At 42.9% G+C, this 22,085-nt stretch carries 22 protein-coding genes and 1 riboswitch; of the genes, 3 read left to right on the top strand and 19 right to left on the bottom strand.

What is annotated here, in order from left to right:
- Window positions 1-11: 11 nt before the first annotated feature.
- From ACLV7W_RS09245 to zapA, 6 genes are all read right to left on the bottom strand, one after another.
- The gene (locus ACLV7W_RS09245) at window positions 12-911 is read right to left on the bottom strand and encodes a TDT family transporter (protein ID WP_261082217.1); all 900 of its coding nucleotides are present in this window, start codon (window positions 909-911) and stop codon (window positions 12-14) included.
- 109 nt (window positions 912-1,020) lie between these two features.
- The gene (locus ACLV7W_RS09250; RefSeq protein ID WP_261082232.1) at window positions 1,021-1,569 is read right to left on the bottom strand and encodes a carboxymuconolactone decarboxylase family protein; all 549 of its coding nucleotides are present in this window, start codon (window positions 1,567-1,569) and stop codon (window positions 1,021-1,023) included.
- 131 nt (window positions 1,570-1,700) lie between these two features.
- A complete protein-coding gene (locus ACLV7W_RS09255; protein WP_261082218.1) occupies window positions 1,701-3,023 on the bottom strand; it encodes an alanine/glycine:cation symporter family protein in 1,323 nt (440 codons plus the stop codon).
- 90 nt (window positions 3,024-3,113) lie between these two features.
- Window positions 3,114-3,202, bottom strand: a riboswitch (glycine riboswitch).
- A 163-nt stretch (window positions 3,203-3,365) separates the two neighbouring features.
- Window positions 3,366-5,702, bottom strand: a complete 2,337-nt coding sequence (locus ACLV7W_RS09260; protein ID WP_411865839.1) for an endonuclease MutS2 — start codon at window positions 5,700-5,702, stop codon at window positions 3,366-3,368.
- Window positions 5,703-5,792: 90 nt separating this feature from the next.
- Complete coding sequence (locus ACLV7W_RS09265) at window positions 5,793-6,341, bottom strand: CvpA family protein (RefSeq protein ID WP_411865840.1); 549 nt, start codon at window positions 6,339-6,341, stop codon at window positions 5,793-5,795.
- Window positions 6,338-6,640, bottom strand: coding sequence for a cell division protein ZapA (gene zapA / locus ACLV7W_RS09270; RefSeq protein WP_000002022.1), 303 nt, complete (start codon window positions 6,638-6,640; stop codon window positions 6,338-6,340). The genes ACLV7W_RS09265 and zapA overlap by 4 nt, the downstream gene beginning before the upstream one ends.
- Before the next feature lie 86 nt (window positions 6,641-6,726).
- On the opposite strand from zapA, the gene rnhC reads away from it, so the two are divergent.
- The 3 genes from rnhC to ACLV7W_RS09285 all read left to right on the top strand — a co-directional run bounded on the left by rnhC (window position 6,727) and on the right by ACLV7W_RS09285 (window position 10,827).
- A complete protein-coding gene (gene rnhC / locus ACLV7W_RS09275; protein ID WP_411865841.1) occupies window positions 6,727-7,608 on the top strand; it encodes a ribonuclease HIII in 882 nt (293 codons plus the stop codon).
- Window positions 7,609-7,611: 3 nt separating this feature from the next.
- The gene (gene lepB / locus ACLV7W_RS09280) at window positions 7,612-8,226 is read left to right on the top strand and encodes a signal peptidase I (protein ID WP_001083986.1); all 615 of its coding nucleotides are present in this window, start codon (window positions 7,612-7,614) and stop codon (window positions 8,224-8,226) included.
- Window positions 8,227-8,460: 234 nt separating this feature from the next.
- Complete coding sequence (locus tag ACLV7W_RS09285) at window positions 8,461-10,827, top strand: ATP-dependent RecD-like DNA helicase (protein ID WP_411865842.1); 2,367 nt, start codon at window positions 8,461-8,463, stop codon at window positions 10,825-10,827.
- Between the two features lie 47 nt (window positions 10,828-10,874).
- Here ACLV7W_RS09285 and tig read toward each other — a convergent pair whose 3' ends face one another.
- From tig to ACLV7W_RS09350, 13 genes are all read right to left on the bottom strand, one after another.
- Entirely contained in the window at window positions 10,875-12,158 is a 1,284-nt protein-coding gene (gene tig / locus ACLV7W_RS09290; RefSeq protein ID WP_020901038.1) for a trigger factor, read from the bottom strand.
- A 92-nt stretch (window positions 12,159-12,250) separates the two neighbouring features.
- Window positions 12,251-12,682 carry a DNA alkylation repair protein gene (locus tag ACLV7W_RS09295; protein ID WP_275655598.1) on the bottom strand — a complete coding sequence of 144 codons (432 nt, stop codon included), beginning with the start codon at window positions 12,680-12,682 and terminating at the stop codon, window positions 12,251-12,253.
- Window positions 12,683-12,720: 38 nt separating this feature from the next.
- Complete coding sequence (locus ACLV7W_RS09300; protein ID WP_084927838.1) at window positions 12,721-12,906, bottom strand: DNA alkylation repair protein; 186 nt, start codon at window positions 12,904-12,906, stop codon at window positions 12,721-12,723.
- Window positions 12,907-13,539, bottom strand: a complete 633-nt coding sequence (locus tag ACLV7W_RS09305; RefSeq protein WP_411865843.1) for a response regulator — start codon at window positions 13,537-13,539, stop codon at window positions 12,907-12,909.
- Window positions 13,540-13,549: 10 nt separating this feature from the next.
- Complete coding sequence (locus tag ACLV7W_RS09310) at window positions 13,550-14,548, bottom strand: sensor histidine kinase (protein WP_125443754.1); 999 nt, start codon at window positions 14,546-14,548, stop codon at window positions 13,550-13,552.
- On the bottom strand, window positions 14,545-15,243 hold the full coding sequence (liaF, locus tag ACLV7W_RS09315; RefSeq protein WP_001224643.1) for a cell wall-active antibiotics response protein LiaF: 699 nt from the start codon (window positions 15,241-15,243) through the stop codon (window positions 14,545-14,547). Before liaF ends, ACLV7W_RS09310 begins: the two co-directional genes overlap by 4 nt.
- Window positions 15,244-15,318: 75 nt before the next feature.
- Complete coding sequence (gene fni / locus ACLV7W_RS09320) at window positions 15,319-16,329, bottom strand: type 2 isopentenyl-diphosphate Delta-isomerase (protein ID WP_045612241.1); 1,011 nt, start codon at window positions 16,327-16,329, stop codon at window positions 15,319-15,321.
- Window positions 16,313-17,320: a phosphomevalonate kinase gene (locus ACLV7W_RS09325; protein ID WP_411865844.1), complete on the bottom strand. Its 1,008-nt coding sequence runs from the start codon at window positions 17,318-17,320 to the stop codon at window positions 16,313-16,315. Before ACLV7W_RS09325 ends, fni begins: the two co-directional genes overlap by 17 nt.
- Window positions 17,307-18,260, bottom strand: a complete 954-nt coding sequence (gene mvaD / locus ACLV7W_RS09330) for a diphosphomevalonate decarboxylase (RefSeq protein ID WP_411865845.1) — start codon at window positions 18,258-18,260, stop codon at window positions 17,307-17,309. Before mvaD ends, ACLV7W_RS09325 begins: the two co-directional genes overlap by 14 nt.
- A complete protein-coding gene (mvk, locus tag ACLV7W_RS09335; RefSeq protein ID WP_033682285.1) occupies window positions 18,242-19,120 on the bottom strand; it encodes a mevalonate kinase in 879 nt (292 codons plus the stop codon). The genes mvaD and mvk overlap by 19 nt, the downstream gene beginning before the upstream one ends.
- A 122-nt stretch (window positions 19,121-19,242) precedes the next feature.
- Window positions 19,243-20,265: a choline-binding protein CbpF gene (gene cbpF, locus ACLV7W_RS09340; RefSeq protein WP_033682286.1), complete on the bottom strand. Its 1,023-nt coding sequence runs from the start codon at window positions 20,263-20,265 to the stop codon at window positions 19,243-19,245.
- A gap of 17 nt (window positions 20,266-20,282) precedes the next feature.
- Window positions 20,283-21,293, bottom strand: coding sequence for a choline-binding protein CbpJ (gene cbpJ, locus ACLV7W_RS09345; RefSeq protein ID WP_411865846.1), 1,011 nt, complete (start codon window positions 21,291-21,293; stop codon window positions 20,283-20,285).
- 99 nt (window positions 21,294-21,392) lie between these two features.
- Window positions 21,393-22,082 carry a response regulator transcription factor gene (locus ACLV7W_RS09350; RefSeq protein WP_261053407.1) on the bottom strand — a complete coding sequence of 230 codons (690 nt, stop codon included), beginning with the start codon at window positions 22,080-22,082 and terminating at the stop codon, window positions 21,393-21,395.
- Between the last annotated feature and the right edge of the window lie 3 nt (window positions 22,083-22,085).

Genomic DNA, 22,085 nt, shown 5'->3' on the forward strand with positions numbered 1-22,085 from the left:
GCTATTTCTAGCTAGACCTTTTTTCGTAACCAATTCAGATAAGCGCCTAATACAAAGACTAAAATAATTAAGCAAATAGCGGTTTCAGCCACTACCAAATAATCCAAAAATGGAAGTTTCATGATTCCCTGAGCCATCTTAAGCGAAGTAGCTGTGATAATGGTTGGGAAGGTGAGTGCTGAGAAGGCTGGTTGAAAACCTTGTTTTAAAATATTGGGCAGGCGAGTTAAAACAAAGAAAAAGAAGGATTGAGAAGCCAAAATCATGACAATCAAGAGCCAAGTCGGTAGGCTGACTTCTCCAACTCGAACCAGGGAAGCCAAGAGTAGAGAGAAAGGAGCACAATAGATCCCTTCTTGTCCAAGCAAGGCTTGTGGGAGTGGATATTTCTTTAAATCGCTATAAATAAGCGGGTAGAGATAGAAGGTTAGGAGAAACCCAAAACTCAAGGTCGCATAGGCAATTTCGATGATGCCTACCAGAGGATAAGTCAAGGCTGCCACTGCTATCCCCACATAGAGAACCGTCCAGCTTGGAGTGGCATGAACCCTCCGCCCTGGACAAGCAAACTTGATGGTAAAACCAGCAATCAAGGCCAAATCCAAGAGAAATGAAAACCACCAGAGTCCTTGCGCTACCAAAGGAAGATGAGGGAAGACGCGAAAAACATAGGTAGATAAAATCATCCCAGCCATGGGAAAGGTCGCCATTCCTGACAAAAGAGGAGGCTTGGTCAATTCTTGCTTGGTTTCCTTCCAATTAAAGAGATGTAGAATTAGAAAATAAATCCACAAAATCAAACCTGTCAGACTAAAAAGATGGGACAGAACCGGCAACGTATCTAAAATAAGATTTCCAGCTCCTGCCAAACCTAGCAAACAACCAGAAAATACCAAAGGGAGTTTTTTCATCCTAACCTCCAATAATCATGTTAGTTTCAGTATAGCATAAAAGCGCTTAAATGAGGATTTAAAAAAACGAAGTCCAATTATTTTAGACTTCATTTTTCTCAGATATGAATTAAGCATAAGGTTGCAATTCTGGATTAATTGGTGTATTGGCTAGGTTATTGGCATAGTTACAGAGGCTTGCTAGGCTGACACCAAGAACCACATCCAAGGCATTTTGTTGAGTGTAGCCAGCTTCTAAAAACTCACCCAAGGCTTCATCTCCTACACGACCCTTGGTATTGATAACTGCCAAAGTAAACTTAGCCAGAGTGTCTAATTTAGGATCTGTTTCGATTGGAGTACGATTGCGAAGGGCTTGCAGAAGGTCATCGTTCATCTGGATTTGTTTAATTGAAAAGGCTGTGTGACCTGCGACGCAGAAGGCACAACCATTGGTCACAGCTGCCGTGATTTGCACCACTTCACGCTCTACTGGTGTTAAGCTATTGCGACGATTGATGGCTCCGACAGTTCTGTAGGCTTCTAAAGCAGTGGGTGCATTAGCCAAGAGACCGATTAGGTTAGGAATATAGCCATTGTTATCTTTTTCTACTGTTTCAAGAACGTCTTTCACTTCTGCTGGCGCTGATTCTACTGTATGAATTGTAAATGTTGTCATCATAAAACCTCTTTTCATGTTGTTGAAACCTAGTCTATCACAGATTCTATACCATGTATAATATATATTTTAAATTGCACCGATAGAAATTTTTTATGAAAGCAAAAAATCACACGCGATGTGTGATTCCATTATTTGTCAAAATACTTTTTAGTCTCAGCAATAACAACTGGAGATAAAACTAAGAGGGCAATCAAGTTTGGTAGAGCCATCAAAGCATTGACAATATCTGCGATAATCCAAACCATATCCAACTCGATGAATCCTCCCAGCAAGACCATGAGTACAAAAACCACACGGTAGAGCCAGATAAAGCGAACCCCAAAGAGGAACTCGAAACAACGTTCTCCATAGTAGTTCCAACCAAGAATCGTTGTAAAGGCAAAGAGCACAAGGAAGATGGTCAAGAGAGCAGGTCCAAAGTGTGAAAAGACTGTTGAGAAGGCTGACTGAGTCAAGGCAACTCCATTCAAATCACCACTCCAAACACCAGTCACCAAGATTGTTAAACCAGTCAAGGTACAGATAATGAGGGTGTCAATAAAGGTTCCTGTCATGGAAATCAAACCTTGCTCTACTGGTTCATTTGTCTTAGCCGCAGCCGCTGCAATGGGAGCCGAACCCAGACCAGATTCGTTTGAGAACACACCACGCGCTACACCATTTTGAATAGCCATTCGAATGCTAGCACCTGCAAATCCACCTACCGCAGCAACAGGACTAAATGCTGATGTCAAGATTAAAGCGATTGTGGCAGGGATTTTCTCGATATTAAAGAAAATAACTGTAAGAGTCCCCAAAATATAGATGATGGCCATAAAAGGAACAACGGTAGTTGAAACCTTAGAAATGGACTTGAGTCCACCAAAGACTGCAATCGCTACAAATACAGACAACACAAGAGCGGTGATAGCTGGCGAAATAGTCGTTGTATTTTGGATAGATTCTGTAATCGAGTTGACTTGGGTGAAGGTTCCGATTCCTAACAAAGCTACTAGCACACCTGCCAGGGCAAAGAAGATAGCAAGTGGTCGCCACTTTTCTCCCATCCCTAGAAGAATATAGTGCATCGGACCTCCCGCTACTGCACCATGATCATCCTTGGTACGGTATTTGATAGCTAGTAGTCCTTCCGCATATTTGGTAGCCATCCCAAAGAAAGCAGCCATCCACATCCAAAAGAGGGCTCCTGGGCCACCGACCTTGATAGCCGTCGCCACCCCGATAATATTTCCCGTACCAACTGTCGCTGCGAGGGCTGTACACAAGGCCGCAAAGCTGGATACATCACCATGCCCCTTATCCTTGATAAAAATAAGCTGGAAGGCCTTGGACAGACGTAAAACCTGTAAAAGTCCCAAACGAGCAGTTAGGTAAATCCCTGTCCCGACTAAGAGAATCAAGAGGGGTGGGCCCCAAGCAAAAGCATCGATTGATTTAAGCAATTCTAACATTTCCTTCTCCTATCTTTTCAACCCCAAAAGAAAGAGCACATGCAAGATACATGTACTCTGGAATGCTTAGATAAATGCTAAAAAGCGGTCTATCCTAGCTCTGTCCTTTTACCTGAGAGTTTGAGCAGTTGCCTGCCTTGCCCCTTCGGTGCCTTTACGGTCTCTCCAGAGTTCCGTCCATTTACAGTCATGGAAAATCAAACGATTCCCCACTTCTATTAAACTTCATTCGGTGTTGGTATTTAATTGATTCTTATTTTACAAAAAATGTTGGCTTTTGTCAATGTTTTTATCAGTAAAACTTAATTCAACAGTTTTTACTGTATAAAGTCCAAAATACTGCTATCCTTTAAAAGTGACAATAGTCGCACCACTGCCTCCAGCATTTTGTGGGGCATAGCCGAAACTCTTGACATGCTTGTTTCTTTGTAGGTATTTGGTAACTCCTTCACGGATGACTCCTGTTCCGATACCATGGATAATATCAACTTGAGCCATATTGTTAAGCAAGGCTTGGTCGATAAAGGCATCTAGCTCATTCATGGCTTCTTCATAGCGTTTACCTCGAAGGTCCAGTCTTGCTTGAGGTCCTCGACCAGAAGTTCGTTTCACAACATTGACTTGTTTCTTCTTGACTTGCTTTTCTTGCTGGGCTTGAACAAGGTCAAACTCTTTCTCTTCCAAGGTCATCTTAATCAAGCCAACTTGGGCTTCCCAGCGGTCGTCCTTGAGTTGACTGGTCAAGGTACCACGCTGACCATAACTGAGAACTACGATATCATCGCCCACTTTGGGAGCTCGCTTTTTCTTGGCCTTTTGAAGGACCTTGTTTTTGGACAAGTCTACTTTTTCAGGAGCCAATTTTTTCAGCTTGGCTTTGGCTTCAATGATTTCATGGGGTTTGAGTTGAGATTTAGTGTGGAGATTTTTGAGAATCTGGTCACTTTCACTTAGGGCCATGTCTACAATCTCACTAGCTTGTTCACGCGCCTTATTAAGCTCGGTTTCCTTTTCACGATTGAGTTCGTTGTAAAGTTTTTTGAGAACACGATTCATCTTGAGATTTTCTTGCTCCACCTCACGGATATTGTCCAAGCGTTTACGGCTTTCCAGCGTCTGCTCTTCCAGTTGCTCAATAATCCGATTGACATCATTGTCCTGATCGACCTGCTGGCTGGCATCCCCTACGATAACTTCAGATAGGCCTAGACGTTTAGCGATTTCGAAGGCATTGCTTCGGCCAGGCACACCCTGCATAAAGCGATAGGTCGGGCGAAGAGTTGCAGTATCAAACTCCATGCTGGCGTTTTGCACAAAGGCTGTCTCAATACCGTAGGCCTTGAGTTCTGGATAGTGGGTGGTCGCCATGGTCTTGACTTGACGCAGGCGAAGGTCTTCCAGAATAGCCATGGCAAGGGCGGCTCCCTCTTGAGGGTCTGTACCAGCACCCAACTCGTCTAAGAGTAAGAGGGAATGTTGGTTGACCTTGCCAAGAATATCCACGATATTGGTCATGTGGCTAGAGAAGGTAGACAAACTCTGCTCAATAGACTGCTCATCGCCAATATCAGCAAAAATTTCTTCAAAAATGCCCACACGACTTCCCTTATCTGCTAAAATCGGCAAACCGGACTGAGCCATAACCTGCGTCAATCCCAGGGTTTTGAGCATGATGGTCTTACCACCTGTATTGGGACCTGTAATGACAATAGCTGTTAAATCTTGACCAAAATGGACATCATTTGCGACAGCATTTTTGACCAAAGGATGGCAGACATGAAGCAGTTGAATCTCTTGATTTTCTGACAGCTTAGGAACGACTGCTTGCCTTTCTTGGATGAAGCGGACCTTGGCACGAATAAAGTCCAGATGGCCGATAATCCAAGCATCATTAGCAATCTCAGCCGCATGAGGGCGGACACGCTCCGAGATTTCTTGGAGAATGCGAAGCATTTCATAGCGCTCATCTGCTCGCAAACTAGCGATTTCTTCGCTTAGTTTGACCACCTCACGGGGTTCGATATAGACGGTGTTTCCACTGGCAGAAATATCATGAACGACACCTGCAATCTTATTGCGGTAGGTGTTTTTGACTGGTAAAACCTGACGGCCATTTCTGCTGGCAACGATTCCTTCCGTCAACATCTGCGCTTTTTGCTTAAGCAAATCTTGCAAGACATCGCGGACCTGACTCTCGCTATCATGGATTTTTCTGCGGATTCGCGCCAATTCTTCACTGGCAAAATTTTCAATGAAACCTGCATCATTAAAGGCTTGGAGATTTCCTTGTAATTGCGGAAAATCATGTAATTTCTCAAACCAAAGGGCTAATTCTGTCAAGCTGACATTTTCCAGATTGGCATAAAAACTTTGCAGTTCTCGGCTGGCAAGAAGCACGCGCTTCAAGAGTAGGAACTCCTCAATATTGAGGTCTGCTCCCATCTCCAACCGCTTGCAGACTCCTGCAATTTCCTTGGTTGCAAGAATGGTAAAATGCGGTTGCTCAACAAAAAGAGCCTGCATTTCCTTCATCTCAGCAAAAGCCTGTTTGATTTTATCTGCTTTGGCAGTCGGAGCCAGCTGTCTCAATTGCTCCAAGCCCTGCTCGGTCAACAAATGAGGTTCAAACAAGGCCTTGACCTTATTGAACTCTAATGTTTCTAATATTTTCTTATTCATTGTTATTTCCTTGTCTTTGAGGTAGCTTTTTACATTCTGATAGATTCTAGTCAATCTGTAAACAAAGGGCTAGGAAAAATCCTGCCCTTTTTATCCGATTAAATTTGTCACCCAGATTTGTTTGAGCCAACTAGTCGTTACTGGTATGCTCTGAATGATGTGTTTTGCAACGATGCTCTTTTCAAGAGGATTTTGTATAGCTGCCATGGGAATGGTCGCCAAGATGGTCAAGGCCATTTGTAAGACAAATAAGGTCACCAACATAGACAAGAGACCTGCTGAAACTTGGAACAACTTGCCACCCAGTTTTTTACTAGGAAGTAAGTGTAACAAGAGACCAAGTAAACGACCGATACTATAGACAACCCCAAATACTAACAAGTAGCCGATACCTGCGTAAAAGACCTTATCCAACTGAAAGAGTTGATCCGATGGGAAAAAGAAGGTTCCCTGACCTTCCTGCGGATTTGCATAAGGGAGCAATAAATGGAATTGCTCTCCAAGCCCCTTGTAAAACTGGCCAGCCACAAAAGCCGATGCCATGGCTGAAATCAGGTAGTAAAGCTGTAAGAGCAAGCCTCTCCGATAGCCGATATAAAATCCCCAAGCCAAGACCAATAGAAGAAAGAGTGAAATCATAAGGAATCCTCAATCTTGCTCTGTTCTTGCTTGCAAGTCACAAGCTTGTGACGGAGTTCCTCTAATTCTTGCTCCTTATCGTCAAATTCAATCTCACGGCTGAGTTGAGTTGACAAACAGTTGACTGCCAACAAAAGAGCGATCGTTTCATCATCTGCACTAGGCATTTGTTCTTTAATTGCTTGGTATTTTTCTGTCGCAACCTTAGCAATTTCCTCCATAAAAAGGTTATCATGCTCGGTTGTCAAGGTTAATGATTTTTTCCCGAATGTAAATTTGAATCGATTTAGATTTGCCATAAAATTCACCTCACGATATTATACCAAAATTCGCTAATTTTGTCAGTTTTTACAAATTTTACTGCTTTTGTGGTACAATAGAAACTATGGCAAGTATAACACTCACACCAAGCGAAAAGGAGATTCAGGCTTTCCTTGAACACTATCAAACCAGTCTGGCTCCTAGCAAGAATCCCTACATCCGCTACCTTTTAAAACTACCTCAAGCCACGGTTTCTATCTATACTTCTGGAAAGGTCTTGCTTCAGGGTGAAGGGGCTGAGAAATACGCCGGTTTCTTTGGCTATCAAGTTGTAGGGCAAACCAGCGGACAAAATCTCCCTTTGATTGGGACGGATGAGGTTGGAAATGGTTCCTACTTTGGTGGACTTGCAGTTGTGGCTTCCTTTGTCACACCTGACCAGCATGACTTCTTGCGCCAACTTGGTGTGGGAGATTCTAAAACTCTGACCGACCAAAAGATTCGTCAGATTGCCCCTATCCTCAAAGAAAAAATCCAGCACCAGGCACTGCTTCTCTCACCAAGCAAGTACAACGAGGTCATCGGAGACCGCTACAACGCTGTTTCGGTTAAGGTTGCCCTCCATAATCAGTCTATCTATCTCCTCCTTCAAAAAGGACTTCAGCCTGAGAAAATTGTGATTGATGCCTTTACCAGTGCTAAAAATTATGACAAGTACTTGGCACAAGAGGCCAATCGTTTCAGCAATCCTATCAGCTTAGAAGAAAAGGCTGAGGGCAAATACTTGGCTGTCGCAGTTTCTTCTATCATTGCGCGTGATCTTTTTCTGGAAAATCTTGAAAATCTGGGACGAGAACTTGGCTATCAGCTCCCAAGTGGAGCTGGAACGGCTTCTGACAAGGTGGCTAGCCAGATTTTGCAAGCCTATGGTATGCAAGGACTCAACTTCTGTGCCAAACTGCACTTTAAAAATACTGAAAAAGCGAAAAAACGCTTAGAAAGGTAAATTATGAATTCATTTAAAAATTTCCTAAAAGAGTGGGGATTGTTCCTCCTGATTCTGTCATTACTAGCTTTAAGCCGTATCTTTTTTTGGAGTAATGTCCGCGTAGAAGGACATTCCATGGATCCTACCCTAGCGGATGGCGAAATCCTCTTTGTTGTTAAGCACCTTCCTATTGACCGTTTTGATATCGTGGTTGCCCATGAGGAAGATGGCAATAAGGACATCGTCAAGCGCGTGATTGGAATGCCTGGCGACACCATCCGTTACGAAAACGATAAACTTTACATCAATGATAAAGAGACCGATGAGCCTTACCTAGCAGACTATATCAAACGTTTCAAGGACGACAAACTCCAAAGTACTTACTCAGGCAAGGGATTTGAAGGAAATAAAGGAACTTTCTTTAGAAGTATCGCTCAAAAAGCTCAAGCCTTCACAGTTGATGTCAACTACAACACCAACTTTAGCTTTACTGTTCCAGAAGGAGAGTACCTTCTCCTCGGAGACGACCGCTTGGTTTCAAGTGACAGCCGCCACGTAGGTACCTTCAAAGCAAAAGATATCACAGGGGAAGCTAAATTCCGCTTCTGGCCAATCACCCGTATCGGAACATTTTAAGAAATCGAAGAGGCCGAGAATCAAGAATCTCAGCCTCTTCTTCTATCGTGAGAATATGATTATTCACTATCCAGTTTGATTAAGATAGAAACAAAGTTATACTCAATGAAAATCAAAGAGCAAACTAGGAAGCTAGCCGCAGGCTGTACTTGAGTACGGCAAGGCGAAGCTGACGTGGTTTGAATTTGATTTTCGAAGAGTATTAACTCTCACCTATTCATGCAAAGGAATTTTATGGAAGTTTATTTTTCAGGAACCATTGAACGGATTATTTTTGAAAATCCCAGCAATTTTTATCGCATCCTCCTCCTAGAAATCGAAGATACGGACGCAGAGGATTTTGATGATTTTGAAATCATTGTCACGGGTACCATGGCTGACGTGATTGAGGGAGAAGACTATACTTTTTGGGGGCAAATTGTCCAGCACTCCAAATACGGGGAGCAGCTGCAAATCAGCCGTTATGAACGCGCAAAACCAACTAACAAAGGGCTTGTCAAATACTTTTCAAGTAGCCATTTCAAGGGAATTGGTCTCAAAACAGCTCAGAAAATAGTGGACACCTATGGCGAAAATACCATTGACGAAATTCTGCAACACCCAGAAAAGTTAGAAGGTATCGCAGGACTCTCTGCCAAAAATCGCGAGGCTTTCGTCTCCACTCTCCGTCTCAACTACGGAACGGAGATGGTTTTGGCCAAACTTGCCAACTACGGTATTCCCAATAAACTAGCCTTTCAAATTCAAGACTTTTACAAGGAAGAAACCCTTAATGTGGTTGAAAATTATCCCTACCAATTGGTTGAGGATATCAAGGGCTTGGGCTTTACCATTGCTGACCAATTAGCGGAAGAACTAGGTATCGAAAGTCAGGCTCCTGAACGCTTCCGCGCCGGTCTAGTACATAGTCTTTTTCAGGCCTGTATGGAAACAGGGGACACCTATATTGAAGCACGGGATCTGCTAGAACAAACCCTTACTCTCCTTGAATCTTCTCGCCCCGTGGAACTGGATCCCAGCCAAGTGGCCCAAGAGCTCTCCTACCTGATTGAAGAAGACAAGATTCAGCAGATTGATACCAAAATTTTTGACAACAGCCTCTTTTTCGCTGAGGAAGGCATCCGCAGTCACTTGGTCCGTATCCTTGAAAAAGGAAAACAGAAGAGCCAGGATTTAGAAACCATTCAAAAACATATCGCTACTGTCGAGGAAGAACTGGGAATTGAGTATGATAGCATTCAAAAACAAGCTATCTGCGATGCTATCCAGAACAAGGTCTTTATCCTTACAGGTGGGCCTGGTACTGGTAAGACAACTGTTATCAATGGGATTATCGCTGTTTACGCCCTTTTAGAAGGACTTGACCTCAGGAAAAAAAGCAACCTGCCGATTCTTCTTGCCGCTCCAACTGGCCGAGCAGCTCGCCGTATGAATGAATTGACAGGTTTGCCTAGCGCGACCATACACCGCCACTTGGGAATGACAGGTGACGATGATACCAGTCATCTGGAAGATTATCTGGATGCTGACTTTATCATCGTGGATGAATTTTCTATGGTAGACACTTGGCTGGCCAATCAACTCTTCTCAAACATCTCTTCTAACAGTAAGATCCTCATCGTGGGAGACAGCGACCAGCTACCATCTGTCAGCCCTGGACAGGTTCTAGCTGACCTACTCCATATTCCCTTGATTCCTCAGACACGCTTGGAAAAAATTTATCGGCAAAGCGAAGAATCAACCATCGTCACCCTAGCAAGTCAGATTCGACAGGGTATCTTGCCAGCTGATTTCACCCAGAAAAAAGCAGACCGTTCCTACTTTGAAATTGCTAGTGGCCATATTCCTGCTACCATTGAAAAGATCTTAGGCGCTGCCCTCAGAAGTGGCATCCCTGCCCGTGATATCCAAGTTCTGGCTCCCATGTACCGAGGGACAGCAGGGATTGATGCCATCAACCAGCTCATGCAAGACCTCCTGAACCCACCACAAAAAGATCAACTCAGTTTTGAAGCTCCCCAGTGCCACTATCGCAAGAGAGACAAGGTCATTCATTTGGTCAATGATGCTGAAATCAATGTCTTTAATGGAGATTTGGGAGCTATCACAGACCTGATTCCTGGTAAATACACCGAGTCGAAACAAGATGAGATTGTCATTGATTTTGATGGCAACGAGGTCTCTTACCCACGTAACGAATGGTACAAGATTCGCCTGGCCTATGCCATGAGTATCCATAAATCACAGGGAAGTGAGTTTCCTGTTGTCATCCTACCTATCACTAGTGCTAGTAGGCGTATGCTGGAGCGCAATCTCATCTATACAGCCATTACACGCGCCAAAAGCAAGCTTATCTTACTAGGTGAATTACAGGCCTTTGACTATGCTACTCAACATATCGGAACTGCCCGAAAAACCTATCTGATTGAACGCTTCAGTGATTTATTGGAGAATGTTGAAGAAAAGCAACCAGCTGTCTCTGAAACTGCCACATCAAGTGCCTCTGAACAATCCTACATCCTAACCGAAGAAAACTGGGATAGCATCCCCGCCATGATTGGGATTACAGACGCAGACCTCAGAGAGATTTTTGGAAAATAGTGCATAAGAAAACCCACCTAATCAGGTGGGATTTTTGTTTATTAAGATTATTTAACTGTTGCTGTGCTTGTGATCAATTCAACAGCTTTTTTGATTGTGATATCGTGTTTCAACATATCAGCTGAAAGCAAGCTTTGTACTTGAGCAACTTCCATGTTGTAGTCTGTAGCCAATTGCTCGATTTCTTTTTGAATTTCTTCTTCTGAAGCATCAAATCCTTCAGCTTTCGCAACTGCTTCGATAACAAGGTTAGTCTTAGTACGTGACTCAGCTTCTCCCTCGTATTGTTTATGAAGGTCTTCTTGAGTTGTTCCAGTAATTTGGAAGTACATGTCAGGGTTGATACCTTGACGTTGCAAGTTTCCAAGGAATTCATTTACTGAACGATGAACTTCTTCATGAATCATTTCTTCTGGAAGCTCTACGATTTCAGCGTTTTCTACAGCTTTATCAATTGCTGCACCTTCAACTGCATCTTTGTATGCTTCTTCTTTAGCAGCAGCCAATTCGTTACGGTATTTTTCTTTCAATTCAGCAAGTGTTTCAACTTCTTCATCGATGTCTTTTGCAAGCTCATCGTCAAGAGCTGGAACTTCTTTAGCTTTTACTTCGTGGATAGTTGTTACGAATTTAGCTTCTTTACCTGCAAGATCTTCTGCTTGGTAGTCTTCTGGGAATGTTACGATAACATCAACAGTTTCACCAGCTGAGTGACCTACCAATTGGTCTTCAAAACCAGGGATGAATTGACCTGAACCAAGTCCAAGTGAGAAGTTTTCACCTTTTCCACCGTCGAACTCAACACCGTCGATAGAACCAACAAAGTCGATGACAACAGTGTCGCCGTTTTCAGCAGCAGCTTCCTTGATAACCAATTCAGCCAAGTTATTGCGTTCGCGTTCGATACGCTCTTCAACGTCAGCGTCAGTTACTTCTTTTTCAACATCTACTGATACTTCAAGGTTTTTGTAGTCACCCAATTTTACTTCAGGTTTTGTAACAACTTCAGCAGTGATAACCCAGTCTTGACCTTTTTCCATTGAAGTTACGTCAATTTTTGGTTGAGCAACCACTTCAAGACCAGCTTCTTTTACAGCTGCTTCATAAGCGTTTGGCAAAAGAGCGTTCATAACATCTTGGTAAAGTGACTCTTCACCAAATTTTTTGTCGAAGATAGGACGTGGAAGGTGACCTTTACGGAAACCTGGAACATTAAGAGATTTCTTCACTGAGTTGAAGACACGATCCAATTCTGGTTTGATTTGGTCTTGAGAGATAGTGAAAGTCAAGACACCACGGTTTGTTTCTTTGTTTTCAAATGATACAGACATTCTGTCATTTCTCCTTAAAATTTTTTAAATACAGTCTATTATAACATAAACGAGCGACTTTTTTCAAGTAACGAATGCGCTTTTCAATGATACTAGAGGTACTTGCTCGCTTCTTTGATACTAAGTTCAGCCATTCTTTCCTTGTTTTTCTCAATGAAAGTTTCTACCCAAGCTGGATTAGTTTTGGAGTAGTCTCGCAGAGCCCATCCAACGGCTTTATTGATAAAGAATTCTGTTTGATTCAAATTATGAAGCAGAATCTTTTCCATTAATTGAACATTGGTCTTCTCTTTTCTTAACAACTGGTGGTCAATAGCGACTCGTCTCAGCCAGATATTGTCTGACAAGTTCCATTGGAGGATTATTTTTTCCAGTTCCGGCTTATTGTATACCAAACTCCCTACTACGCGATCTAGGATATCCACCGTATCCCACCAAGACTTGGTAACAATCAACTGCTCTAGCTTAGGCAAATCGCTGTCCTTTAGATAAGACTGCATTGCTTTCAAATAATTGGCAGCCACATACTGGTATTCTCTAGACTCTTTTTCCCAGCAAGTATCTACAAAATCCCAATCAATAATCTTTGTTTTTTCGCTTCTGGAAAGTATTTTTTATAGAGTTTATTCCTTTCTGGCACCGCAACGCCTAGAAAGGAAAATCGATGGCGCATATAGGCTCCCATGGGCCCTGCTTTTTTAGAATCTTTTACTGCTTCTAGCTCCTCAAGCAAATCTGTTAGACTCATCTAAAACTCCTCATGACCCACCAAGTGGTGCTGAAAGGCATAGACAGCCGCCTGGGTACGATCGCTGACTTCAAGTTTGGCTAGGATATTGGACACATGGGTCTTGACCGTCTTGAGAGAGATAAACAGTTCGTCTGCGATGCGCTGATTTTCGTAGCCCTTGGCGATGAGTTGAAGCACATCTCGCTCACGCGCAGTTAAGTCCTCATGTAGTTCTATATGATTGCGGTGGTATTCGACCTTCTTACTGACCTCTTGCTCAATGGCCAGCTCCCCAGTAGCTACCTTACGAACAGCGTGCAGCAATTCATCCGCACTTGAAGTCTTGAGCATATAGCCCCTAGCACCAGCATTTAAGACAGGCATGATTTTTTCATTGTCTAAGTAAGAGGTCACAATCAAAATCTTGGCTTCAGGCCATTCTTTGAGGATGGCCAAGGTCGCGTCAATTCCATTCATCTCAGGCATGACGATATCCATGACAATGACATCTGGACGCAGTTCCAAGGCCAAGTCAATGCCTTGAGATCCGTTGGCAGCCTCACCTACAACTTCTACATCATCTTGGAGGTCAAAGTAGCTTTTCAAGCCCAATCGGACCATTTCATGGTCATCTACTAGTAAAATTTTCATCTCTACTCCTTTATAACTCATTATCTAACAGGGGAATACGGATATCAACCGCCAGACCTTGCTTGGGAGCTGTCAAGAGTTGAACCGTTCCTGCCATATCTTCGACTCGCTCCTTGATATTCCGCAGTCCATAACTCAAGTCGTCTAAACTCCCTAACTGGAAACCAATCCCATTGTCCACCACCTTCAGCTGCAATTCAAGATCCGTCTGATAGAGATAGACATCCAGACAAGAGGCCTGGGCATGGCGGAGGGTATTGCTGATCAATTCTTGCAGAATACGGAAGATATGCTCCTCGATTTTCTTAGGCAATTTAGATACATTTTGCTTAAGACTAACCTTGAGATCACTCTTGTCCTCAAGCTCTTTTAGAAGAATTTGAATCCCTTCTATCAAGCTCTTCTGTTCCAATTCAACTGGGCGCAAATGCAGGAGCAAGACTCTCAAGTCCTTCTGAGCTGTTTCTAAAATGGCTGTGACACTCTGCAACTGGGTCTGCATCTTTTCTCTATCCAGTTTCAAAGCCTGCTGGCTGACACCTGACAAAATCATGTGGGCCGCAAACAACTCCTGACTAACCGTATCGTGCAAATCCCGAGCAATCCGCTTTCGTTCTTTCTCGATGATTTCCTCTTCCTGAGTAAGACTGTGATTTTCAGACTTTTGAAGAGCTTCTGTCAAAAGATTAAGTTTACCTGACAAGGACTTGAAGCTGGCATCCAAATCTGGATCAGCAACCTGAACCACTTCTTTCCCTGCCAATAAACGCTTGAGATTGGCCTTCATTTTTCTTAGAGAAAGCTCTTCAACACCTCTCCAAAACAGGGCTAAGAGAAAGGTCATGGACATGCTGAATACCAACAACAAAAAGACAAATTTTTCTGTTTTTTCGACATCATGCAAGAAAATAGACCAGTCAAAGTCAAGGATGTCCAGCAAGCTGTGGGACAGAAATAAGACAAACAGGATGGAGGTGAGAGCAATCATTACATAGGCTTGTTTTTTCATCCTCTAACCACCTCAACATCGCCAATCATAGTGGTTAAGAAAATCTTGACACTCTTGTTACTCTTGAGATAGTCTCTTGTTTCTTGATGATAGTGTTCATTGCGAAGGGCTCGCTTGGGCTGATTGAAAAAATTCAAATCACCATAAAGACAGTTAACACTGAGACTGACTTCCACATCTACAGGCACAATGATTTTGGTCGTTCCTACCATCTTTCTGAGGATAATGACATTGTCATGATTGGTTAGAATCACCCTCTCCAGATGAATGGTGTCCTTGCCCATGAGACGAAAGAGATTGATATCATCAAACTGGCAAGTTTGGTAGCTTGAAAAATGATGGAGATTCCCAAACCAACGATTTTTCTCCTTCTTAACTGTCACCACCTCTTCAAAAACCAAATTGGTCTGCTCTTTTTCCTGGTTCATCATTGGATAAAGAAGAAAGAGGCTATAGATAACCGCAACAAAAATAGCTAGAATCACAAAAGGATTGAGCATGACGATGAAAAAGAAGAGAATGCTTGCCACCACTAAAAGAAGGTTATTCCCCTCTTTACCAGTGTAATAGCGAATCAAAAGCAAAAAGAGAAAAAGTATCAGCAGAAAACGCGAAAAATGCTCTGAAACCATCAAAATCAGAGCTCCTGTCAAAAGACAGGCTTCGATAAATAAAAAGATTTTAAATTTTCTCATAGGTGCATCCTCTCCCTCTATTTTATCACAACTCAAAAAAGTCACCTCGGTCTGAAGATGGAAAAAAGGCGGTGATTACGCCTTTTTCATCTGATCATTTGCTTCTTTTAGTTTGCCGTAAAGAAGATAGTCTACTTTTTGCAGATCTGCTATGGTGGCACAATTAAGGGCACACATAATCAAACGCAGATCGTTTTTCCAGCCTTGGACAATGCCAATCACTTCTTCAACTGTGTAGGTTTCAACCAATTCCAGAACTGTTCGAGACAGTCCTACAGCTTTGGCGCCAAAAATCAGGCACTTAATCATATCCAGTGGATTCCGAACCCCTCCACTGACCAAGAGTTGGACCTTGTCTTTCCAGTCTTGGGCATTGAGAAGGGCCTGCATGGTAGACTGACCCCATTGATTGAGGTAGTCACGTTGACCACTGCGACGGTTTTCAATATAAGCAAAGCTGGTACCACCACGACCTGACAGGTCAAAGGTTCGAACGCCCAATTCATAGGCTCTTTCGATGGTCTTCACATCCATCCCAAAGCCGACTTCCTTTAAGACAATAGGAACGGGGATTTGCTTGCTATAGTCTGCTAGATGCGATTGCCAGTTTCTGAACTTTCTTTCTCCCTCGGGCATGAGCAACTCCTGCATAACATTGACATGCACCTGCAGGAGAAGAGGATTCATCTCTTCTACAGTCCGAAGTCCCAACTCAACAGGCTTGTCTAATCCAATATTGGTTCCAAGAAGGAGATTTGGATGATCATACTTGACAGAAAAAGAGGCATCTGATGGATCTTTGAGAGCCGCACTATAAGAGCCCGTTACAAATAAAATCCCACAGGCTTCCGCCACCTGAGCCAGCTTTTGATTTATTTCTCTTCCCTTATCGCTTCCACCTGTCATGGCATTGATATAAAAAGGAAAATCCCACTTTCGACCAGCAAATTCTGTCGACAGATCGATTTCATCCAGATCGTAAAGAGGCAAGGAAGAATGAATCAACTCCACCTCATCAAAGCTATTATAGGAACTTTTCTGCTCAAGGGCATAGCGGATATGCTCGTCCTTACGATTTGTCGTCATGTCCTATCCTTTCTTGGTATAAGAGCTCAATCCCCAGATCGGCCCAACGGTTTTTTAGGGTTTCAGTTGATTGCTCATCAAAACTCAAGGCAATACCACAATCACCACCACCAGCGCCACTACTCTTGGCAACAGCCTGCAAATCTTGACTGGCTTCTTTCAGCTGTCTAAGCGAAGGCGTGTAAATATCTGCGCTCAAGCCTTCTAAGAGCTTGCTGGCTACTTCTACTTGCTCGATCACTTTTTCGGCTTTTCCTTGCTCCAAGGATTCTACCAAAGTAGCTACCATTGCTTTTGAGGAACTTAAAAAATTCTGATTGATGTTTTGCTTGATTTGCTGGACCATGTGACTCGATACAGCCACTTCCTTGGTCCATCCCACTAGGAAATCACATTCTAGGGCAAGTTGTACGTGTGAGATTGAAAAGCCCCAATCACGCTCTAAAACAGTCGCTAAGTTTTCTTCTTCCAACCAAGTAGCCACCTTCTGGCGATTAAATGACTGGTAAAGAACCAATTCCTCTGCCACAATACAGGCAAGGTCCCCCATAGAACCATTGTCTCCGCGCTTGAGCAAGACAGCACTAGCCAGCTTGAATAAGAGGCCCTGATTAACAGAAAGATTATATAGAGCTAGCAGAGCTTTGACAACCAAGACAACGACGCTGCCACTAGAACCTAAACCAAACTTTTTCCCTTCTCGTTCCATTTTTCCTCGGATTTCTAGAGAAAAAGGTTTTAAAGTTTGACCTCGATAAATCAGGAAATCTTCCACTAAAGCAATCGTTTCTTGAATCAAGCTGTAGTCAGGATTCGGCGTCAAATCCACTGCGAAACCAAACATATCTGAGTAGATACGGTAACTATCAGAAAAAGCAATCTCGCCCTTCATATAGATGGGAATGGCCTTTATCAAGGCCAACTGCCCTGGCTCTAAAACAGCATATTCACCTGCCCAATAGAGCTTTCCGCAAGTTTTAACAGCAATCATCTTGGCTCAAATCCTTTGTTTTTGACACAATCAAGCGATAACGTTGACCGAAGATTTCTGATAAATGCTCCAAGTCTTTCTCCTGACAGAGGACCTTGACATTGGGACCAGCATCCATAGTAAAGTAACAAGCCTCTCCTTGCTCACGTAGCTGGCGAACAAAGTCCATGGCTTCATAAGACGCATCCGTCAGATAAGAAAAGGCTGGTGATGCTGTTTTGGTCGTAGCGTGCATAGCTAGGGCATTTTCCTCCGTTAACTCCCCAACCTTGGCAAAGTCATTTTCCTTGAGATAAACCAGCATATCCTGATAATCCTTCTCAGACTGACGTACCCAGTCGTCAAAAGTCGTCGAAGTTTCCACACAGAGTTTCATCCCGTCACGGCTAGAGATTGGTTTTTTCTTATCCTCTAGCACCAACATAATCATAGCTAGTTTCAAGTCTGTCTCTACAGGGTAAATTTCTCCACTATCCTTGTCCCAGGCTCCTAGCGGTCCATAAAAACTCCGAGAAGAAGAGCCTGAAGCAAACTTAGCCTCCTGCGCTAACTGACTTCTATCCAATCCAAGCTTGAAATAAGCATTACAAGCCTTGACCAGGGCGGACAAACCACTAGAACTTGAGGACAGACCCGCCGCGGTAGGCATATTGTTCTGAGTATCAATACGGACAAAGCCCTCACCAGCTGGACGATAACGGTCAATAATCTTACTCATCTTAGCATGCTCCGCCTCATTTTGTAACTGACCATTGATATAAAAGACATCAGCAGTCGCATCCGTCGGTAGAGGCGACAGGGCCGTCTCTGTGTACATGTTTTCCAAAGTCAGAGAGATGCTGCTAGTAGCAGGCACCATCTCTTTTTCTTTTTTCTTTCCCCAATATTTGATAATAGCAATATTTGCGTAAGAACGTATTGTTACAGGCTCTCTATCCATGTCTGAACAGCTCCTTTCTCTTCTAATCTTTCTGCTAGTTCTTGAGCTTGAGTCAAATTGGTTGCCAAGGCTATGATACAGCCTCCTAGCCCACCACCGCTCATCTTGGCACCCAGAGCACCATGGCTAAGAGCCGTTTCAACTAGAGAATCCGCCTCAGGGCTACTAACACCAATTTCTTTTAGATGTAAATGCGCTTGACTAAGGATTTGTCCCAGTCCTTCAGCATCTTTTCGTGAAATCGCTTCTTCTGCTTGCTGGGTCAATTCTCCCAGGGCATGCAAAAACGGCAGGGCATCCTTGCCCTTGTTTTGAACCACTTGAATGGCTTCACGAGTGTGACCATAGACGCCCGTATCTGCAATGACCAAATAGGCAGATAGATTCATCTCAAGCTCTGTAAATCCTACGTTCTTAATAAAGCGAATAGGCTGGTCACTGAGACAGGTCTTGGCATCCAAACCACTTGGATTCATATGAGCAATCATCTCCGCCCGATTGACCAAGATTTCTAGTACATCATGAGGCAGTTCTGCCTGATAGTAGTCAAATACCGCACGAATAGCCGCTATGCTGATAGCAGCCGACGAACCCATTCCCCGTTTTTCAGGGATAGCCGAGTCAATCTCACAGCGAATGCAAGCCTCTTTGATATCTAAATACTCCAGCGAAGCATACACCGCCATGGACAAGGTATCCTCCTCATAAAGACGCCAAGGACTCGCTGCAGGAACTACCTTACAAGTCACCTCCACCTCCAAAAGAGGCAGGGAAATGGCAGGATAACCGTAAACGACTGCATGCTCCCCTATTAAAATTATCTTACTATGTGCCTGACCGACACCAACCTTTTTTGTCATGTTATCCTTTTACTAGACGAAAAAGCCGTCTCATTTTTTCCTACAAGTATTTATTCTCTCCTATCTATTTTATTATATTTTCACAAAAAAAGCGATTGTTTCCTTCACAATCGCCTCTTTCATTATTGAACCCATTCGCCATTATAATTGACAGAATAGCCATCTACGGTCGTATTCACTGCTAAAGCACCTGAGCTATAAGCATAGTACCATTTGCCATTGACCTGGAACCAACCTGTCTTCATATCTCCATTACCTGCATTTAGGTAGTACCAAGTTGAACCTTCTTGATACCAACCAGTCGCCATTGCTCCTGATGAACGGAGATAGTACCACTTGTTACCAAGGTTTTGCCAACCAGTTTTCATATCGCCATTTGGCTCATCTAAATAATACCAAGTCGAACCTTCTTGATACCAACCAGTCGCCATTGCTCCTGATGAACGGAGGTAGTACCAGTTATTACCTAGATATTGCCATCCTGTTCGCATAATGCCAGTTGCTGGATCTAGGTAATACCATGGAGCCGCTTTAAGCTTCTCTTCATCATAGGTTAGAGGATAATCCTTGATCCAACCACGTGCTAGCTCCCCAACCGTTAAACTGTCGATACCAGCATCGAAGCCACCATCCTTCAGTAAATAATACCAGTGCCCCTCATCATAAACCCAACCAGTTTTTAAGGTGTGATAACTACGTTGATCTTTAAAATAATAGACTCTTTTCTCTGCTGGACTATCATATTGTTCCCCATGATGTTTGTTGGTATTTGTAGCAGTTTTTGCTTCTAAAACTTGCTTACCAACAAAATCTTGTAGTACCCCATCTTGACCAAAGTAAAACCAATCTGGTCTAAAAGCAATATCTTGCCTTAGAGAAGAACCAATCGTAACCCCTTCGTGTGGAGCAGGTATATATTGCCAGCCGACAACCATCTCTCCAGATAAAGGATCAAAATAATAGTACTTACCATCAATCACTCGCCAGTAGGTTTCTTTGATGTCACCCTTCTTGTAGTAGGTTCTTCCGTTTTCTTGTACAAAATGCCATCCTTCAGAATCATCTGCAAATACTACATTTGTAGCTAGAAAACCAAAGAATATTGCTGCTAATCCAACTTGCATCATTTTTTTCAAAAGTTTCATGTATATACCCTCCAATATTAAATCCACTCACCAGATGAGGCGAAATTATAAACTTTACCATCGATAGTTTGGCTACCTGTAACCATTGCTCCATTTGAATTGAGATAATACCAGTTTCCATTTACTTTTGTCCAACCTGTCTTCATATCTCCATTACTTGCATTTAGATAGTACCAAGTTGAACCATCTTTCACCCAACCAGTTGCCATAGCTCCTGATGAACGGAGATAGTACCACTTGTTACCAAGATATTGCCAGCCTGTTTTCATATCGCCATTTTCAGCATCTAAATAGTACCAAGTTGAGCCTTCCTGATACCAGCCAGTTGTCATAGCTCCTGATGAACGGAGGTAGTACCACTTATTGCCAATTTGCTTCCAACCAGTTTGCATGATACCAGTTTCTGAATCTAGATAGTACCAAGTGGAAGCATCTTGAATCCAACCAGAACGTTTCTCACCACCAATATAGTTTTCTCCATTAATTTCCGTTTTAGCTAGATAATACCAATTAGACTGGTCATAAAGCCAACCTGTCTCTAAAGAATGATTTTGATTAAAGTAATAGTTCGTGTAAAAACTCTTCTCTTCTTTATCTTCCGGATTTGTACGTTTTTCCCCATGCTTTCTTCCAACGCTGTCTTTAGTTTTAACCTCTAATGCTTCCCAACCAACAAACTCTTGTAGCACTCCATTTTTATCGAAATAGTACCACTCTGACTTTGGAAAACCTTCTAATCTGATACCATTTGGGTAAGGACCAATTGTACTACCTTTAGATGGAAACGGAATATATTGCCAGCCGACCACCATCTCTCCAGATAAAGGATCAAAATAATAGTACTTCCCATCAATCACTCGCCAGTAGGTTTCTTTGATGTCACCCTTCTTGTAGTAGGTTCTACCATTTTCTTGGACAAATTGCCAACCTTCTGAATCAGCATCATCCGCCAGTACTGCACTTGTTGCTAGCAAACCGAAGAAAAAGACTGCTAATGTAATTTGCATCAATTTTTTTATGATTTTCATTAGACCTATCCTCCATAGCTGATTATAGCAAAGACCAAACTACATGTCAATATATAGAACACCCCTCAAAAAAAGCAGTTACATAACTGCAGCTGCTTTCTATTCTTGCATGGTGTAACCAACACCACGTACTGTTTTAATGTAGCTTTTTTGACCTTTTACATCAAGCTTGCTACGTAGATAACGGATGTAGACATCCACGATATTTGTTTCGGTCGCACTTTCATACTTCCAGACACTTTCCAACAACTGCTCACGAGTCAGAACTTTCTTGCTTCCCATAAGAGTAGCCAAAAGGTCATACTCACGACGGGTCAGATCAATCATCTCCTCGCCACGATAAACGGTATGATGTTCTACATCCATACGCAGATTACGGTAAGACGTTGGAACCTTCATCTGACTACAGTGTTGGTCGATGAAGTCCCTACCTCGGAAAATTGCTGAAATACGAGCCACCAAATTGTCAATAATAACCGGCTTATAGATGTAAGAAACGGCAAAGCGTTGGATTGTCTCAATCTGATCTTGCAATTCTTCGCGATTGTCCAAGACCATGATCACTGAGGCTGGCTTAGTCCGACTCAGCTTGTCTGCAAAATCCTGGGCTGTCATATCCCCCAGACGAGCATTCAATAAAATCAAGTCATAGTCTGTCTGAAGAGCCATGGAGAGGGCTTTTTGCCCCTCCTCAACCTGATCAACTCGGTATTGCTCTTTTTGGAGTTCCAAACTTAAAAAATGAGCTAGATTTCGTTCTTTCTCAAGTAATAAAATCCGTTTCCCCATGGC

The sequence above is a fragment of the Streptococcus mitis genome (genome assembly GCF_965111735.1).
GTDB classification, from domain to species: Bacteria; Bacillota; Bacilli; order Lactobacillales; family Streptococcaceae; genus Streptococcus; species Streptococcus mitis_DR.